Origin of the sequence: Streptomyces sp. NPDC053474, assembly GCF_044544845.1 — a bacterium.
Taxonomy (GTDB): domain Bacteria; phylum Actinomycetota; class Actinomycetes; order Streptomycetales; family Streptomycetaceae; genus Streptomyces.
In genome coordinates this window covers 1-17,950 of the sequence record NZ_JBITXV010000034.1, presented here as the reverse complement: position 1 = coordinate 17,950, position 17,950 = coordinate 1, and the positions used below count along the sequence as shown (strand labels likewise).

Here is a 17,950-nt window from a genome sequence, read left to right as displayed (position 1 = left end):
CCTTTTCGGCGCTCCGCGCTTCGTCCTCAAACGCCGGACGGGCTTGGAGGTCCGCTGCGCGCTCGTCGCTCAGTTCGCCGTCGGAAGATACTGCTGCTGCGACGGCAAGCCGATGTCCGTGGGTAGGAGGGCGCCGATCCAGCAGTCGCGGAGGGTGTTCTTGTTGGGCAGGGCCGCGCGGAGGGTGCCCTCGATGGTGAAGCCCGACTTCTCGGCCACCGCGCGGGAGCCGTTGTTGCCCACTTCGGCGCGCCACTCCAGGCGCGTGCAGCCGAGGCGGGTGAACGCCCAGTGGGCCATCGCCCGGACGGTCTCCGTCATGTAGCCCTGGCCCCGGTGCTCCTTGGCGGTCCAGAAGCCGATCTCCCAGCTGCCCGCGCGCGGATGGTGCAGGCTCGTCGCGGCCAGGAGGGGACCGCCCGCGCGGGGGCGCACGGAGAAGGTGTACTCGACGTCGTGGCGCCAGCCGTCGGGGACCATGCGGCCGGTGAAGCCCTCGGCGTCCACGCGCGCGTAGGGCGACGGGATGGTCGTCCAGCGCTGGATGTCGGGGTCCTGGCACGCCGCGTAGACCTCGTCCGTGTCGGCGGACGTGAAGGTGCGCAGCAGCAGGCGTTCGGTGGTGAGGGTGACGGGCTCCATCGGCCGATTCTGCGCGGGGCGCCCCGAGCGGCGCCAGCGGTTTGGGGCCTCGCCCTCGGTCCGGGGCGTCGACGGAAGGGTGCCTCGGTACGGCGCCGATGGGGGCCGAAGGCGTCGCGGGGGCGGTGCGGCGGCAGGCGGATCCACGGTCGGATGGCCCGGTATGCGGCACCTTCCAGGGCGCCCGAGCGTTGACGTACTGGCAGACCTCCCGGCGTGGCGGGGTCCTCGCATACGATGGCCGTTGCCCGACGAGTACAACCGACCGTGCCAGGCCCGACCGGCAAGGAGACCAACCCCCGTGTCCGTCCTCTCGAAGATCATGCGTGCAGGCGAAGGCAAGATCCTGCGCAAGCTGCACCGCATCGCGGACCAGGTCAACTCCATCGAGGAGGACTTCACGGTCCTCTCCGACGCCGAGCTGCGCGCGCTGACTGCGGAGTACAAGGAGCGTTACGCCGACGGCGAAACGCTCGACGACCTGATGCCGGAGGCGTTCGCCACCGTGCGCGAGGCCGCCAAGCGCGTCCTCGGCCAGCGCCACTACGACGTGCAGATCATGGGCGGCGCGGCCCTGCACATGGGTTATGTCGCGGAGATGAAGACCGGTGAGGGCAAGACCCTGGTCGGCACTCTCCCCGCGTATCTGAACGCGCTCTCGGGCAAGGGCGTGCACCTCATCACGGTCAACGACTACCTGGCCGAGCGCGACTCCGAAATGATGGGCCGGGTCCACAAGTTCCTCGGCCTGAGCGTCGGCTGCATCCTGGCGAACATGCCGCCCGCGCAGCGCCGCGAGATGTACAACTGCGACATCACCTACGGCACGAACAACGAGTTCGGCTTCGACTACCTCCGCGACAACATGGCGTGGTCGCAGGACGAGCTCGTCCAGCGCGGCCACAACTTCGCGATCGTCGACGAGGTGGACTCCATCCTCGTCGACGAGGCGCGTACGCCGCTGATCATCTCCGGCCCCGCCGACCAGGCCACCAAGTGGTACGGCGACTTCGCCAAGCTGGTCACCCGCCTCACCAAGGGCAAGCCCGGCGAGCCCCTCAAGGGCATCGAGGAGACCGGGGACTACGAGGTCGACGAGAAGAAGCGCACCGTCGGCATCCACGAGTCCGGCGTCGCCAAGGTCGAGGACTGGCTCGGCATCGACAACCTCTACGAGTCGGTGAACACCCCGCTCGTCGGCTACTTGAACAACGCCATCAAGGCCAAGGAACTGTTCAAGAAGGACAAGGACTACGTCGTCATCGACGGCGAAGTCATGATCGTCGACGAGCACACCGGCCGCATCCTCGCCGGTCGCCGCTACAACGAGGGCATGCACCAGGCGATCGAGGCGAAGGAAGGGGTGGACATCAAGGACGAGAACCAGACGCTCGCCACGATCACCCTCCAGAACTTCTTCCGCCTCTACAAGCGCCAGGACCACCAGGGCAAGGAAGTCCCCGGCCTCTCCGGCATGACCGGTACGGCCATGACCGAGGCCGCCGAGTTCCACCAGATCTACAAGCTCGGCGTCGTCCCGATCCCGACGAACCGGCCGATGGTCCGCAAGGACCAGTCGGACCTGATCTACCGCACCGAGGTCGCCAAGTTCGCCGCGGTCGTCGACGACATCGCGGAGAAGCACGAGAAGGGCCAGCCGATCCTCGTCGGCACCACCTCGGTCGAGAAGTCCGAGTACCTCTCGCAGCAGCTGTCCAAGCGCGGCGTCCAGCACGAGGTGCTCAACGCCAAGCAGCACGACCGGGAGGCGACGATCGTCGCCCAGGCGGGCCGCAAGGGCGCCGTGACCGTCGCGACGAACATGGCCGGTCGTGGCACGGACATCAAGCTCGGCGGCAACCCCGAGGACCTCGCCGAGGCAGAGCTGCGCCAGCAGGGCCTCGACCCCGAGGAGCACATCGAGGAGTGGGCGCAGGCCCTGCCCGCCGCCCTGGAGCGCGCCGAGCAGGCGGTCAAGGCCGAGTTCGAAGAGGTCAAGGCGCTCGGCGGGCTCTACGTCCTCGGCACCGAGCGGCACGAGTCGCGCCGCATCGACAACCAGCTGCGCGGCCGCTCCGGCCGCCAGGGCGACCCGGGCGAGTCGCGCTTCTACCTCTCGCTCGGCGACGACCTCATGCGCCTGTTCAAGGCCCAGATGGTCGAGCGCGTGATGTCCATGGCGAACGTGCCGGACGACGTCCCGATCGAGAACAAGATGGTCACGCGCGCCATCGCCTCCGCCCAGTCGCAGGTCGAGCAGCAGAACTTCGAGACCCGCAAGAACGTCCTCAAGTACGACGAGGTCCTCAACCGCCAGCGCGAGGTCATCTACGGCGAGCGCCGCCGCGTCCTGGAGGGCGAGGACCTGCACGAGCAGGTCCAGCACTTCATGGACGACACCATCGACGCGTACGTCGCGGCGGAGAGCGCCGAGGGCTTCGCCGAGGAGTGGGACCTCGACCGCCTCTGGAGCGCCTTCAAGCAGCTCTACCCGGTGAAGGTCACCATCGAGGAGCTGGAGGACGAGGTCGGCGACCGCGCGGGCCTGACGGCCGAGTTCATCTCCGAGGCCATCAAGGAGGACATCCACCAGCAGTACGAGGCCCGTGAGGCGCAGCTCGGCTCCGAGATCATGCGTGAGCTGGAGCGCCGCGTGGTCCTGTCGGTCCTCGACCGCAAGTGGCGCGAGCACCTCTACGAGATGGACTACCTCCAGGAGGGCATCGGCCTCCGTGCCATGGCGCAGAAGGACCCGCTGGTCGAGTACCAGCGCGAGGGCTTCGACATGTTCAACGCCATGATGGACGGCATCAAGGAGGAATCCGTCGGCTATCTGTTCAACCTGGAGGTCCAGGTCGAGCAGCAGGTCGAGGAGGTCCCGGTGGCGGACGCCGCGCCGTCCCTGACGAAGGACGGCGTGCAGGACGCCGTTCCGGCCGGTGCCGCCCGCCCGGAGATCCGGGCCAAGGGCCTGGACGCCCCGCAGCGCCCGGACCGCCTGCACTTCCAGGCGCCGAACGCCGAGGGCGGTGTCGACGAGGGCGACTTCACGACCTCCGGCGAGCCCGCGGGCAGCGCGCCCGCGGCCGGTGGCGACGGCATGACGCGCGCGGAGCGCCGCAAGGCCCAGAAGGGCGGCCGACGCCGCAAGAAGTAGCCGCGGAGCGCTTCCGGGCGCTGACCGAGTGGGGCCGGGTGCCGAGGGGCGCCCGGCCCTTCGGCGTTCCCCGGGGCGCACGCGTGGGGCTCACGCGTGCTGCCGTACGCCGCTGTCGACCTCCACGGCGGTGCAGCGCCAGCGCTCGTCGTCGCCCCGGTGCAGCCGGAACGCCAGGGCGCGCAGCGCGGGGCCCGCGCCGACGCGGGCGAAGACCTCGTAGACGCCGGGCCGCACCTCGTAGTGGCCGACGCGCCGCACCGCGGGCCGGTGGCCGCCCACGGAGCGCAGCGGAAGCAGCTCGGCGAGCCGGACCAGGTCGTCATAGGCGGTGTGGGCGACGTGGCGGGCCACCGCGTGGACCGGGCGCTGGCCGCTGAGCACCAGTAACAGCAGCTCCGTGAAGAGCTCCGCCGGGTGCGGGGGAGGCTGCGCGGGCACCCGGTGCGACCGGGAGCCGGGGCGGCGCGGATCGGGGCGCCCCGGGGGACGGCCCGCCGGTGGGCGGGACGCGGCCGGACGGGTCGCCGGGCGTCGGGGCCGGGTCATGACCTTCGGCCCGGCAGGCCCGGCAGGCCCGGCAGGCCCAGCGGGTGTGACGGCCACGGGCGGCGGTGTGGGGGACTGGGGCACGGCTGGGCCTCCGTAACGGCGAGAGCGGGTGGGCGCGGCCCTCGGGGTTCGGGATCCGCATCGGGATACCGAGGGGTAACTTCACTGGGATCTTGTACGGCGGCGAGGGCGGCCGTGGCAACGCTCCCGAGGCCCCGCCGGGCCCGCCGCGCCGATTCGCTCATCAGGGTGAGCGGAGGGGGCCGCGACCCCCTGGCCACGGGGCCGGTGCGGGTGACGGGCGGGACGGGAGTGGACGCGGCGAGCGGCTCGGGCAGCACCTCGAAGGGGGACGCGCGCACGTATCCTGTAGCCCCTGCCGAGAGCCTTCGCTACTACGAAAGCGGCCAAGCCATGCGCGTCTACGTACCCCTGACCCTGCCCCGTCTCGCGCAGGCGCACGAGGCGGGCGAGGTGGGTCCCGGGCCGCTGACCGCGTACGCCGTGACGCCCGCGCTGCGCGAGTGGTACGTGTCCGACGACATCGAGGAGCTGGAGTACGCGGCCCTCAACCGGGCCGCGCTCGCCTCGCTGCGGCTGCTCGCGGGCGAGCCCGGCACCCCGCGGCGCCGGGTCGTCCTCGCGGCGGACGTGCCGGACGGCGCCGCCGTGGCCGACCCTGACCGGGGCCTGGACGCGGGGGCGCTCGGCGAGGTGCGGATCGCGGGCGCGCTGCCGCTGGCCAAGGCGGCGGCCGTGCACGTGGACGCGGACGACGCGGAGCCGGACGTCACGGCGGCGGCGGACATGCTGGGGGCGGCGGACCAGGGCGACGACGACGCCCAGTTCGTCGTGGACGGCGCGGAGGACCACGAGCTGCTCTGGTACGCGACGCAGGAGATCCCGAACCTGGTCGGGCCCGGCGCCTGAGCCCGGGCCCCGCCCCGCCCCCGAGGGCCGTGGGAGCGGTGCTGTCAGTGGGGCCGGGTACGGTCTTGTGCATGGGGAAGCTGCAGCGCGGGGCGCACATCGTCTGGGACTGGAACGGGACACTCCTGCACGACATCCACGCCGTGATCGACGCGACGAACGCGTCGTTCGTCGAGATAGGCCTGGAGCCGATCACCCTTGAGCGGTATCGCGAGCTGTACTGCGTGCCGGTGCCGCGGTTCTACGAGCGGCTGATGGGTCGGCTGCCCACCGAGGCCGAGTGGCTGATGATGGACGCCGTCTTCCACAAGCACTACGGGGCGCGGGTGGACGCGTGCGCCCTCGCCGAGGGGGCGGCGGAGCTGCTCGCCTCGCGGCAGGCGGTGGGGCGTACGCAGTCGCTGCTCTCGCTCGCTCCGCACGAGCAGCTGGTGCCCTTGGTGCGGCGGCACGGGATCGCGGAGCGGTTCGTGCGGATCGACGGGCGTACGGACGCGTCGCACACGGGGAAGGCCGAGCGGATGGTGCGGCACCTCGCGGCGCTCGACGGGGTCGACGCGGCGCGGGTCGTCGTGATCGGGGACGCGGTGGATGACGCGGTGGCCGCGGCGCACGTGGGGGCGCGGGCCGTGCTGTACACCGGGGGGTCGCACAGCCGGGGCAGCCTTGAGGCCGCCGGGGTTCCCGTCGTGGACTCCCTCGGCGAGGCCGTGGACCTGGCGGAGGGCCTGGTGGCGTAGCCCCCGGGCCCCAGCCCTGGGCCCCGGCCCCCGGCCCCGGCCCCCCGGCCCCGGACCTCAGCCCCGGCCCAAGCCTGGGGCGCCCCGGGCGGAGGCCCGGCGCGACGGCTGGGCGGCACCTGGGCGCTGTGCCCACCCGTTCCGCCCCTGGGCGGACCAGCTGCCCACAGCTGGAGGAACGGCCGCTACGTCACCGGGGCCTTCGCCCTCAGGACCGTGAGGAACTCGCGCATCCAGCCCGAGTGGTCCGGCCACGCGCGGGCCGAGACCAGCGTGCCGTCGACGACCGCCTCCGCGTCCTGGAAGGTGGCCCCGGCGGTCTGCATGTCGATCTCCAGGGCCGGATAGGCCGTGACGCGGCGGCCCGCGAGGCCCCCGACCGCCGCGGTGAGCAGGGGGCCGTGGCAGATCTGCGCCACCGGCTTGTCCGCGTCGAAGAAGGCCTTGAGGATCTTGCGGAGCTCGGGGTCGCCGCGCAGGTACTCGGGCGCCCGCCCGCCGGGGACGACGAGGGCGACGTACTGCCCGGGGTCGACCTCCGCGAAGGCCAGGTCGGCGGGCCAGGTGTAGCCGGGCTTCTCCGTGTAGGTGTCGAAGCCCGGCTCGAAGTCGTGCACGACGAACTGGAGCTTCTTGCGGGACGGGGCGGCGATATGGACGTCGTACCCCTCCTCACGCAGTCGCTGGTACGGGTAGAGGACCTCCAGTGACTCCGCCGCGTCACCGGTGACTATCAGGATCTTGGCTGCCATCGCTGTTCGCTCCCCTCGCCGCGTCGTACGCCGCGCGCCGTGCGCCTGCCGGGCGCCTCGTGGTGCCCGTCCAGGTCAACGTGCATCCGGCGGGGACGTTTGCCAAGAGGGCCTCCCGGGCCGCACGGGGGCCGCGCGGGCGGGACTGTGCAGACTGTCAAAGTTCGGGCCCAGGTTTTGTACACATACGGCTCATGACGAGTTCCCGGTGGGGGGCGATAGCCTTGTCCCGTGATCAGCGCGATATCCCGCGGAGGCACGGTCGCCTCCGCCTTGCGCCCGCTATGCACGGAGGACATCCGTGCCGGGCGCCGCGCCGACGTTTTCCCACGGTGCGGACAGCGCGGTCAGCGCGTCCCTCAGGACCGGTCAACGATCACCCCGGAAATGGCGGAATCCCGCCCGCTCATCGCTCATCGCGGCATAACGTCGACACCGACCGGAGACCCCGCGTCGCGGCGTTACGTCACATCACTTCCTTCTACGTCACGCAACGGCGCGCGACAGGAGTCAGAGGACAATGCAGACCAAGCTGGACGAAGCCAAGGCCGAGCTGCTCGCGCGGGCCGCCCGGGTAGCTGAGAACAGCCCGGTCGGGGGGCGCCTGCCAACGGGAGCACCGACCGGGTCGAAGGGCGGTGGCGGGTCCGGCTCGGACCCGGCCGCCCAGGCCGACCAGGACAAGGTGCTCGCGTTCCTCCAGCGCTACTACCTGCACACCGCCCCAGAGGACCTCAGCGACCGCGACCCGGTCGACGTCTTCGGCGCCGCCTTCTCGCACTACCGCCTGGCCGAGAACCGCCCGCAGGGCACCGCGAACGTCCGCGTGCACACGCCGACGGTCGAGGAGAACGGCTGGACGTGCAGCCACTCCGTCGTCGAGGTCGTCACCGACGACATGCCGTTCCTCGTGGACTCCGTGACGAACGAGCTGTCGCGGCAGAACCGCGGCATCCACGTCGTCATCCACCCGCAGGTCGTCGTGCGCCGCGACCTGACCGGCAAGCTCCTTGAGGTGCTGCCCGCGCAGGCGGCGGGCGCGGACAAGCCGCACGACACGCTCACCGAGTCGTGGATCCACGTCGAGATCGACCGCGAGACCGACCGCTCCGACCTGAAGCAGATCACCACCGACCTGCTGCGCATCCTCTCCGACGTCCGCGAGACCGTCGAGGACTGGGAGAAGATGCGCGACTCCGCGCTGCGCATCGCCGACGAGCTGCCCACCGAGCCGACCGCCTCCGACGTCCAGGAGGGGGAGGTCGAGGAGGCCCGCGAGCTGCTGCGCTGGCTGGCCGCGGACCACTTCACGTTCCTCGGCTACCGCGAGTACGACCTCACGGACGACGACTCCCTCGCCGCCGTGCCCGGCACCGGCCTCGGCATCCTGCGCTCCGACCCCAAGCACAGCGGCGACGACCACCACCCGGGCGGCCCGTCCTTCAACCGGCTGCCCGCCGACGCCCGCGCCAAGGCCCGCGAGCACAAGCTCCTCGTCCTGACGAAGGCCAACAGCCGCGCGACCGTCCACCGGCCGTCCTACCTCGACTACGTGGGCGTGAAGAAGTTCGACGCCGACGGCAACGTGGTGGGCGAGCGCCGCTTCCTCGGCCTCTTCTCCAGCGCCGCGTACACCGAGTCGGTGCGCCGCGTGCCCGTCATCCGGCGCAAGGTCGCCGAGGTCCTCAAGGGCGCGGGCTTCTCGCCCAACAGCCACGACGGCCGCGACCTGCTCCAGATCCTGGAGACGTACCCGCGCGACGAGCTGTTCCAGACGCCCCCCGACGAGCTGCGGTCGATCGTCACCAGCGTCCTGTACCTCCAGGAGCGCCGCCGCCTGCGGCTCTACCTCCGCAAGGACGTGTACGGGCGCTACTACTCGGCCCTGGTCTACCTGCCGCGCGACCGCTACACCACCGGCGTCCGGCTGCGGATCATCGACATCCTCAAGGAAGAGCTGAACGGCGCCAGCGTCGACTTCACGGCCTGGAACACCGAGTCGATCCTGTCCCGCATCCACTTCGTGGTCCGCGTGCCCAAGGGCGGCGAGGTCCCCGCGCTCTCCGACACCGACGTCGAGCGCATCGAGTCCCGCCTGGTGGAGGCCGCCCGCTCCTGGGCCGACGGCTTCGCGGAGGCGCTGACCGCCGAGTGCGGCGAGGAGCGCGCCGCCGAGCTGCTCCGCCGCTACCAGGGCGCGTTCCCCGAGGGCTACAAGGCCGACCACACGCCGCGCGCCGCCGTCGCCGACCTGGTCCACCTGGAGCACCTCCAGCAGGGCCACAAGGACTTCGCGCTCAGCCTGTACGAGCCGGTGGGCGCCGCCCCCGACGAGCGCCGCTTCAAGATCTACCGCTCCGGCGGCCAGGTCTCGCTCTCCGCCGTCCTGCCCGTCCTGCAGCGCCTGGGCGTGGAGGTCACCGACGAGCGCCCGTACGAGCTGCGCTGCGCGGACCGTACGAACGCGTGGATCTACGACTTCGGCCTGCGCATGCCCAAGCTGGGCAACGGCAGCGGCGACTACCTGGGCGACGACGGCCGCGAGCGCTTCCAGGAGGCCTTCGCCGCCGCCTGGACCGGCGAGGCCGAGGTCGACGGCTTCAATTCGCTCGTGCTGCGCGCCGGACTGAACTGGCGCCAGGCGATGGTCCTGCGCGCGTACGCCAAGTACCTGCGCCAGGCGGGCTCCACCTTCAGCCAGGACTACATGGAGGACACCCTCCGCAACAACGTCCACACCACGCGGCTGCTCGTCTCCCTCTTCGAGGCCCGGATGTCGCCGGAGCGCCAGCGCGCGGGCACCGAGCTGACCGACGGCCTCCTCGAAGAGCTCGACGGCGCCCTCGACCAGGTGGCGTCGCTCGACGAGGACCGCATCCTGCGCTCCTTCCTCACCGTCATCAAGGCGACGCTGCGCACGAACTTCTTCCAGGAGGCGGCGGGCGGCAGGCCGCACTCGTACGTCTCCATGAAGTTCGACCCGCAGGCCATCCCGGACCTTCCCGCGCCGCGTCCGGCGTACGAGATCTGGGTGTACTCGCCGCGCGTGGAGGGCGTGCACCTGCGCTTCGGCAAGGTCGCGCGCGGCGGCCTGCGCTGGTCGGACCGGCGTGAGGACTTCCGTACGGAGATCCTCGGCCTGGTCAAGGCGCAGATGGTGAAGAACACCGTGATCGTGCCGGTCGGCGCGAAGGGCGGCTTCGTCGCCAAGCAGCTGCCCGACCCGTCGGTGGACCGGGACGCGTGGCTCGCCGAGGGCGTCGCCTGCTACAAGATCTTCATCTCGGCGCTGCTCGACATCACGGACAACCTGGTCGCGGGCGAGGTCGTGCCCCCGGCCGACGTGGTGCGCCACGACGAGGACGACACCTATCTGGTGGTCGCGGCCGACAAGGGCACGGCGACGTTCTCGGACATCGCCAACGAGGTGGCCGAGAGCTACAACTTCTGGCTCGGCGACGCCTTCGCCTCCGGCGGCAGCGCGGGCTACGACCACAAGGGCATGGGCATCACCGCGCGCGGCGCCTGGGAGTCCGTGAAGCGGCACTTCCGCGAGCTGGGCGTGAACACGCAGACCGAGGACTTCACCGTCGTCGGCGTCGGCGACATGTCCGGTGACGTGTTCGGCAACGGCATGCTCCTGTCCGAGCACATCCGCCTGGTGGCCGCCTTCGACCACCGGCACATCTTCATCGACCCGAACCCGGACGCGGCCACCTCGTACGCCGAGCGCCGCCGCCTGTTCGAGCTGCCCCGCTCCAGCTGGGCCGACTACGACAAGGACCTGCTCTCCCCGGGCGGCGGGATCTTCCCGCGCTCGGCCAAGGCGATCCAGCTCAACGCGCACATCCGCGAGGCCCTCGGCATCCAGACCGGCGGCGCGAAGATGACGCCCGCCGAGCTGATGCAGGCCATCCTGAAGTCGCCGGTCGACCTGCTGTGGAACGGCGGCATCGGCACGTACGTGAAGGCGTCCACCGAGTCGCACGCGGACGTCGGCGACAAGGCCAACGACGCCATCCGCGTCAACGGCGCCGACCTGCGCGTGAAGGTCGTCGGCGAGGGCGGCAACCTGGGGCTCACCCAGCTCGGCCGGATCGAGTTCGCCCGCTCCGGCGGCCGCATCAACACCGACGCCATCGACAACAGCGCGGGCGTGGACACCTCCGACCACGAGGTGAACATCAAGATCCTGCTGAACGCCGTGGTGCAGGCCGGGGACCTGACCGTCAAGCAGCGCAACAAGCTGCTCGCCCAGATGACCGACGAGGTCGGCCAGCTCGTCCTGCGCAACAACTACGCGCAGAACACAGCGCTCGCCAACTCCGTCTTCGAGGCCCCCTCGCTGCTGCACGCGCACCAGCGCTTCATGCGGCGCATGGGCCGCGAGGGCCATCTGGACCGCTCCCTGGAGTTCCTGCCCGCCGATCGGCAGATCCGGGAGCTGCTCGGCTCCGGGCGCGGCCTGTCGCAGCCGGAGCTGGCCGTCCTGCTCGCGTACACGAAGATCGTGGCGGCGGACGCGCTGATCCAGACCTCGCTGCCGGACGACGCCTACCTCCAGCGGCTGCTGCACGCGTACTTCCCGAAGGCCCTGCGGGAGAAGTTCCCCGAGCAGGTCGACGGGCACGCGCTGCGCCGGGAGATCATCACCACGGTCCTGGTCAACGACACCGTGAACTCGGGCGGCTCGACCTTCCTGCACCGCCTGCGCGAGGAGACCGGCGCGTCCCTGGAGGAGATCGTGCGGGCGCAGCTCGCCGCCCGGGAGATCTTCGGGCTCGGCGAGGTCTGGGACGCCGTCGAGGCGCTGGACAACGTGGTGGCCGCCGACGTGCAGACGCGGGTCCGCCTGCACTGCCGCCGCCTCGTCGAGCGCGGCACGCGCTGGCTGCTCAACAACCGGCCGCAGCCGCTCCAGCTCGCCGAGACGGTCAGCTTCTTCAGCGAGGGCGTCACGCAGGTGTGGGCGTCGCTGCCCAAGCTGGTGCGCGGCTCGGACCTGGAGTGGTACGAGAACATCCGCGAGGAGCTGACCGGCGCCGGGGTGCCGGACGAGCTGGCGCAGCGCGTGGCCGGGTTCTCCTCGGCCTTCCCGGCGCTCGACATCGTCGCCGTCGCCGACCGCATGGGCCGGGACCCGCTGGACGTCGCCGAGGTGTACTACGACCTCGCCGACCGGCTGCGGATCACGCAGCTGATGGACCGCATCATCGAGCTGCCGCGCAACGACCGCTGGCAGTCCATGGCGCGGGCCTCCATCCGCGAGGACCTGTACGCGGCGCACGCCGCGCTGACGGCCGACGTCCTGGCCGTGGGCAACGGCTCCTCGACGCCCGAGCAGCGCTTCAAGGCGTGGGAGGAGAAGAACGCCGCGATCCTCGGCCGGGCCCGGTCCACCCTGGAGGAGATCCAGGGCTCGGACGCCTTCGACCTGGCGAACCTGTCGGTGGCCATGCGGACCATGCGCACGCTGCTGCGCACGCATTCGTAGGCCTTGCGTCGCCGGGGCGCCCCGCACCGTTCGGTGCGGGGCGCCCCGGCGTTTTCGCGTCCGTACGCGCCATACGCGCCGTACGTGCCTGCGCTGGCAAATCGGGCATTTGGGGTACGGTGAATGAGATTATTTCGGGAAGGTCACAGGGTAAGCCGATGACAGAAGCAAGTCCGCTGGACGCCGCGGAAAGCGCGGTCCGTGCCTTCGGGGCGCCGCAGCTGCCCGAGGAGTGGGGCGCCACCCCGCTCACCGTCGTGATGCCGACCTACAACGAAGCGGGCAACCTGCCCGGCATGGCCAGGGCCCTCATGGCGCTGCCGCTGCCCGGCCTGCGCCTGCTCGTCGTCGACGACTCCAGCCCCGACGGCACCGGGGCCCTCGCCGAGGAGCACGCCCGGCGCGTCGAGGAGACGTACGGGACGCGCCGCATGAGCGTCCTGCACCGCACCGAGAAGGACGGCCTCGGCCGGGCCTACGCGGCGGGCATGGCGCGGGCCGTCGCCGACGGCGCGCACTACGTGCTCCAGATGGACGCCGACGGCAGCCACCCCGCCGACAAGGTCGCCGAGCTGCTCGGCGTGGCCCTCGCCACCGACGCCGGAGTCGTCGTCGGCAGCCGCTACGTCCAGGGCGGCACCCTCTCCGACGCCTGGGGCGCCCACCGCAAGCTGCTGTCCCGCTGGGCCAACGCGTACGCGGGCACGATCCTCGGCACCCGGGTCAGGGACATCACCGGCGGCTTCAACCTGTGGCGCGCCGACGCCGTGCGCGCCGTGGACCTGGCGACGGTCGACAGCGCGGGCTACAGCTTCCAGGTCGAGATGAAGTACCGCGCGCTGCGGCACGGCTTCGGCCTCGTGGAGGTGCCCATCCACTTCGAGGACCGCACCGTCGGCGAGTCCAAGATGAATCTGATGGTGCAGCTGGAGTCGGTCGCCATGCCCTGGAAGCTGCGCCTGCGCGACACCCGCCGCGGGGCGCGCGACACCCTCGTGGCCCGCGCGGCGCGGGCGGCGCGGGGCGTGCGGGGGCCGCTGGAATGACGAGCACCCTCCCCGAGGCGGCCCGGCTCCCGGGCGCGCCGCACGAGGCCGCGGCGCCGGGGCGGCGCGTGGCACGGCCGCGGCGGGTCCCGCCGCGCCTTCGCCGACTCTGCGTGGAGCTCGCCAAGTTCGGCGTGGTCGGCGGCAGCGGCGTCGCGGTCAACTTCCTCGTCTTCAACCTGCTGCTGCACGGCCTGGGTTCGGCCCCGATGGCCGCGACGGTCCTCGCCAGCGTCGTCGCCATGGGCACCAACTACCTGGGCTTCCGCTTCTTCGCCTACCGGGACCGGGCCCGCCGCACCCGGCGCCAGATCGTGCTGTTCTTCGCCTTCAGCGGCATCGGCGTGGCGATGGAGACCCTGCTGTTCTACGCGGCCTACCACGGGGCGGGGATGAACGGCCCCCTCGGTGCCAACGTCGCCAAGGCCCAGTCCATCGTCCTGGCGTCGGCCTTCAGGTTCCTGGTGTACCGGACCTGGGTGTTCCAGCACCGCGCCCAGACGCGGAGCGCGTGAGCCGCAGCGCCAGCGGCCGCACCAGGCGCGCCGTCACGCCCACGGGCGTCCAGCGCAGCTGGAGGCGGCCCGCGCCCCGGCCCTCCGGCTCCGCCGTGACCCGGTGCGGCGCGGTGCCGTGCCGGTAGCCGACGCGGGCCGTGACCGCGGGGAAGCCCAGGGGAGCGAGCAGCAGGCCGCTGTTGCGCAGTCGGCCCTCGGTGAGCTGGACCACGGGGTGGCGGACGCCCTCGAAGCCCTGGGGCGGCAGCGCGGCCCGGGCCAGGTCGAGCACGGTCTCGCCCGCGAAGACGCCGGGGCGCACGGGGTCGAGGCGGAAGCGGACCCTCAGGCGCCGCCCGGCCGGGGCGACGACCAGGGCCGCCACCTGCGGCCCCACCGGGAGCCGCAGCCCCGGGTCGTAGGTGCGCACGCTCAGGCGCAGGGTCGCGCCGGGGCCCGGCTCGACGCGGGTGAGCTCGTGGCGGAACAGGGCGCCGGGGAACGGCCGGGTGTCCAGGCCCAGGTCGGTGAGGTCCAGCTCGCGCCGGGCCTCGGGGGTCTCCGGGAGCCGCGCGCCCCAGTAGAGGCGGCCGCCGGGGTCCGCCACGGCCGCGCGCGGGGCGACGGGGTGGCCGAGGCCGCGGGCGGCCACCCGGGCCTCGGCGAGGCGGCCGTCCCGCACCAGGCGCAGGACCACGCGCTCGGCGCGCGGAAGGCGCTCGTACGCCGTGGGGGACAGGCCCGCCAGATACGGGTTCACGAGGTCCGCGAAGCCGCGCAGCCAGGCGTCGTCGCGATACGGCAGGTCGCCCGCGTACATGCGGAAGTCGTGCTTGAGGAACTTGTAGTCCTTGGCCTCGCGCAGGTTCGCGTGGCCGCTGGCGCGCAGGAAGTCGTCGATGAGGCCCTGGACGTGCACGCGGTCGCGCACGTTGGCCAGCTTGTGCCGCTGGTTGGAGATGGAGGCCGTGGAGGCCGCGCCGTAGGGCTGTATGTACCAGCGGTAGACGGTCTCGGGGATGACGGTGAAGGCCTTGGCCAGGCAGTAGGCCTGGGCCGTGAAGAGCTGGTCCTCGTAGTGGATGCCCTCGGGGAAGCGCAGGCCGCTGTGGTCGAGGAAGGACTTGCGGTACATCTTGCTCGTCGACAGGTGCTCGAAGAGCAGGCCGGGTTCGGTCTCGATGCCCTCGACCGTGCGGCGCTGTGCGACCAGGTGGGGCATCCACGTGGAGGTGCGGCCGGTGTCGACGCGGACGCGCTCGACGGCGCCCATCACGAAGTCGGCCTCCCGCTCGGCGTGCGCGGCGAGCAGGAACTCCACGGCGCGCTCGGGGAGTTCGTCGTCGCTGTCGAGGAACATCAGGTACGGGGCGCGGGCGAGGTCGATCGCGCGGTTGCGGGGCGCGCTGCACCCGCCGCTGTTCTCCTCCAGCCGGAGATAGCGGACGCGCGGGTCCCGGGCGGCGAGCGCGCGGGCCACGCGGGGCGTGTCGTCCGTCGAGTGGTCGTCGCTGATGATCACCTCGATGTTGCCGTGGGTCTGCCGGAGCGCGGAGCGGACCGCGCGCGGGAGGCGGGCCGCGTCGTTGAAGACGATGACCGTGATCGTCACGTCGGGGGTCACCGGGCCGCCTCCTCGGGCGTCGGGGCGGGGGTGCGCCTCTCGAGCGGCACGACGGGCGGCAGCGCCGACTCCGGTTCGCCGAGGAACACGCGGCGCACCACCCGCTCCGCCGCGCGCCCGTCGTCGAACTCGCAGAAGCGGCGCCGGAAGGCCGCCCGCGCCCGCCCCGCCGCCGCGTCCCGCCAGGCGTCGGTGGTGAGCACCTCCGTCAGCTCCTCCTGGGTGCGCGCCACCGCGCCCGGGGGCTCGGCGAGCAGGTCGAAGTAGACCCCGCGCGTCGTCGCGTACGTCTCCCAGTCGTCGGCGTAGACGACGATCGGCCGGTCCAGGTTGGCGTAGTCGAACATGAGGGACGAGTAGTCCGTGATCAGGGCGTCCGCCGCCAGGGCGAGGTCCTCCACCGGGTCGTACGCGGACACGTCGAGGACCCGGCCGGTGCGGCGCAGGGCGGCGAGGGACGGGACCGCGCCGCCGCCGTAGAAGTAGTGGCCGCGGACCAGGAGGACGGTGTCCTCGCCCAGGCGGTCCGCCAGGGCGGCCAGGTCCAGGCGCGGGGTCCAGGCCGCCTCGTAGTCGCGGTGGGTGGGCGCGTAGAGCAGGGCGCGGGTGCCGGGGGCGATGCCGAGGCGGTCGCGGACGGCCCGGACGTCGGGGGCGGTCGCGGTGTAGTAGACGTCGTTGCGCGGGTAGCCGTGGTCGAGTTCGACGTAGCGGGACTGGTAGGCGCGCTGCCACGTCTCCGTCGAGTGGGTGTTGGAGCTGACGCTGTAGTCCCAGCGGTCGACGCGGGCGAGCAGGGCGTGGAAGTCGAGGCCCTGCGCGGCGGCCGGGTGGTCGAGCTGGTCGAGGCCCATGCGCTTCAGGGGGGTGCCGTGGTGGGTCTGGAGGTGGACGGAGCCCGGCCGCTTGACGATCGCGTCGGGGAAGTTGGCGTTGTTCACCAGGTATGTCGCCGTCGCCATGACGCGCCAGTAGCGGCGGCTGCCGGGGACGACGTGGTCGGTGCCCGGGGGGAGCAGCGGCTCGTTCGCCCGCGAGACCACCCACACCGGGTGGATGTGGGGCGCGAGCTCGGCGAGCTTCGCCGCGATCGCGGCCGGGTTGCAGGCCACGCCCCGGTTCCAGTACGCCGAGAACACCGCGAGCCGGGGATCGAGGGGGCGCCGCAGGTCCTGGTGGTACTGGAGGGCGCGGACGGTCCTCGCCGCCTTCCGCCTGCCGCCCGCCACGGCTGATCGCAGCTGGCGGCGCCGCTGGTCGGCGGCCTGGAGGGCGCGGTACTTCGGGTACGCGTCCTCTTCGAGCAGGCGGCGGCGCACGCCCTCCAGGCCGCCGGGGCGCCGGTGTCCGGGCGGCCGGTGGGTGACCGCGGCCCGGGCCGCGCGGTGGAAGAACGCGCGGGCGTCCGGTTCCGGAAGGTCCGCGCGGGCGATCGTCCGCAGACTGGCGGTGACCATCGCCGCGTACAGGATGCCGAGCGGCCCCGCGCCCGCCGCGCGCTCCCCGGCCAGGCGCAGCAGCCGCTCGTACGTCTCCAGGAGGGCGAAGCGGTCGGCGGCCGTGGGCGGCGGCAGGCTCTCGGGCCGCGGCTGCCGGTCCTCCAGGGCGACGTGGTCGAACGCCGCGATCCGGTCGGCGGTCAGGAGCGCGGCGTACGCCGTGAACAGCTCGTCGTCCGTGTCCAGTTGGTCCTGCCGGGCCCGCCAGAAGTCCCGGCGCAGCACGCGGGTGCCCAGGAGCGGGGTGACCTTCAGCAGGTCGGGGCAGTCCGTGAGGCGCACGTCGCGGCGGCCCGGCTTCGCCAGGAACCGGCCGTCGGGGCTCGGCAGGCGGGTGTGGCGCCAGGTCGACCGGGTGTGGTCGGTGAGCAGGACGTCCACGGTGTCCGGCAGCGCGGCCACGCGCTCGGCGACGGCGCGCACGGCGCCGGTGGGCACGCTGTCCTTGCTGCGCACGAAGTGCAGCCAGCGGCCCTTGGCCCGGGCGGCGCCCGTCGCGCGGGCCGCGCCGTCCGGGGTGCCGTCGGGCAGGGCGACGAGGGTGAGGCCGGGGTGGCGGGCGGCCGCCGCCCGCGCGGAGGCGCCGACGGCGGCGACGACGACCTGCACGCCGGGGCCCGCCTGGCGGGCGAGGGATTCGAGGCTCTCGCCCAAGTGGCCCTGGACGTTGCGCCCGTGGACGACGACGCTCAGGTGCGGCTGGTCCTCGCTCATGCCCTGCTCCTTCGGGTCCCTCCGGGCTCCGGCTGCCGCTCAACGCTCCCATAGTGTAATGATCCGGACATTAGCGGCACAAAGGGGGTTCGGCGGCTCCGGCTGGGCGCCGCGTGGCTCTGCGTGGCTCTGTGCGGCTCCGCGTGGCTCCGCGCGCGAGGGGCGGCCGTCCGGCTACTTGCCGGTGAACTTCTCGTACTCCTTGATAACCTCGTCGGTGGGCCCGTCCATGCGCAGCTCGCCGCGCTCCAGCCACAGGACCCGGTCGCAGGTGTCACGGATCGACTTGTTGTTGTGGCTGAC

Annotated in this window: 11 protein-coding genes and 1 pseudogene; 6 read left to right on the top strand and 6 right to left on the bottom strand. The window is 72.4% G+C overall.

Annotated elements, in window-relative coordinates; genetic code table 11:
* Positions 1-69: 69 nt before the first annotated feature.
* The gene (locus ACIG3E_RS40580) at positions 70-642 is read right to left on the bottom strand and encodes a GNAT family N-acetyltransferase (RefSeq protein WP_399626185.1); all 573 of its coding nucleotides are present in this window, start codon (positions 640-642) and stop codon (positions 70-72) included.
* Positions 643-943: 301 nt separating this feature from the next.
* Between ACIG3E_RS40580 and secA the strand changes: the two genes are divergently transcribed.
* Positions 944-3,799, top strand: a complete 2,856-nt coding sequence (gene secA, locus ACIG3E_RS40575; RefSeq protein WP_399626183.1) for a preprotein translocase subunit SecA — start codon at positions 944-946, stop codon at positions 3,797-3,799.
* Positions 3,800-3,889: 90 nt separating this feature from the next.
* On the opposite strand, the gene ACIG3E_RS40570 is transcribed toward secA, so the two are convergent.
* Positions 3,890-4,240, bottom strand: coding sequence for an Rv3235 family protein (locus tag ACIG3E_RS40570; protein WP_242718769.1), 351 nt, complete (start codon positions 4,238-4,240; stop codon positions 3,890-3,892).
* A gap of 525 nt (positions 4,241-4,765) precedes the next feature.
* Here ACIG3E_RS40570 and ACIG3E_RS40565 point away from each other — a divergent pair.
* Together ACIG3E_RS40565 and ACIG3E_RS40560 are read left to right on the top strand one after the other, a co-directional pair.
* Complete coding sequence (locus ACIG3E_RS40565; protein WP_399626180.1) at positions 4,766-5,281, top strand: DUF6912 family protein; 516 nt, start codon at positions 4,766-4,768, stop codon at positions 5,279-5,281.
* A 71-nt stretch (positions 5,282-5,352) separates the two neighbouring features.
* A complete protein-coding gene (locus ACIG3E_RS40560; protein ID WP_399626178.1) occupies positions 5,353-6,021 on the top strand; it encodes an HAD family hydrolase in 669 nt (222 codons plus the stop codon).
* A gap of 185 nt (positions 6,022-6,206) precedes the next feature.
* On the opposite strand, the gene ACIG3E_RS40555 is transcribed toward ACIG3E_RS40560, so the two are convergent.
* The gene (locus ACIG3E_RS40555) at positions 6,207-6,773 is read right to left on the bottom strand and encodes a DJ-1/PfpI family protein (protein WP_242718763.1); all 567 of its coding nucleotides are present in this window, start codon (positions 6,771-6,773) and stop codon (positions 6,207-6,209) included.
* A gap of 520 nt (positions 6,774-7,293) precedes the next feature.
* Here ACIG3E_RS40555 and ACIG3E_RS40550 point away from each other — a divergent pair.
* The 3 genes from ACIG3E_RS40550 (at position 7,294) to ACIG3E_RS40540 (ending at position 13,828) form a co-directional block, all read left to right on the top strand.
* Positions 7,294-12,267, top strand: a complete 4,974-nt coding sequence (locus ACIG3E_RS40550) for an NAD-glutamate dehydrogenase (RefSeq protein WP_399626175.1) — start codon at positions 7,294-7,296, stop codon at positions 12,265-12,267.
* A 260-nt stretch (positions 12,268-12,527) separates the two neighbouring features.
* Positions 12,528-13,313, top strand: a complete 786-nt coding sequence (locus ACIG3E_RS40545; RefSeq protein WP_399626204.1) for a polyprenol monophosphomannose synthase — start codon at positions 12,528-12,530, stop codon at positions 13,311-13,313.
* Positions 13,310-13,828, top strand: a complete 519-nt coding sequence (locus tag ACIG3E_RS40540) for a GtrA family protein (RefSeq protein WP_399626171.1) — start codon at positions 13,310-13,312, stop codon at positions 13,826-13,828. Before ACIG3E_RS40545 ends, ACIG3E_RS40540 begins: the two co-directional genes overlap by 4 nt.
* Here ACIG3E_RS40540 and ACIG3E_RS40535 read toward each other — a convergent pair.
* The 3 genes and pseudogenes from ACIG3E_RS40535 to ACIG3E_RS40525 all read right to left on the bottom strand — a co-directional run.
* Positions 13,767-15,434: a glycosyltransferase family 2 protein gene (locus tag ACIG3E_RS40535; RefSeq protein ID WP_399626169.1), complete on the bottom strand. Its 1,668-nt coding sequence runs from the start codon at positions 15,432-15,434 to the stop codon at positions 13,767-13,769. The genes ACIG3E_RS40540 and ACIG3E_RS40535 overlap by 62 nt on opposite strands.
* Positions 15,431-17,647, bottom strand: a complete 2,217-nt coding sequence (locus ACIG3E_RS40530) for a CDP-glycerol glycerophosphotransferase family protein (RefSeq protein WP_399626167.1) — start codon at positions 17,645-17,647, stop codon at positions 15,431-15,433. Before ACIG3E_RS40530 ends, ACIG3E_RS40535 begins: the two co-directional genes overlap by 4 nt.
* A 174-nt stretch (positions 17,648-17,821) precedes the next feature.
* Positions 17,822-17,950, bottom strand: a pseudogene (locus ACIG3E_RS40525) (ABC transporter ATP-binding protein); the annotation flags it as partial.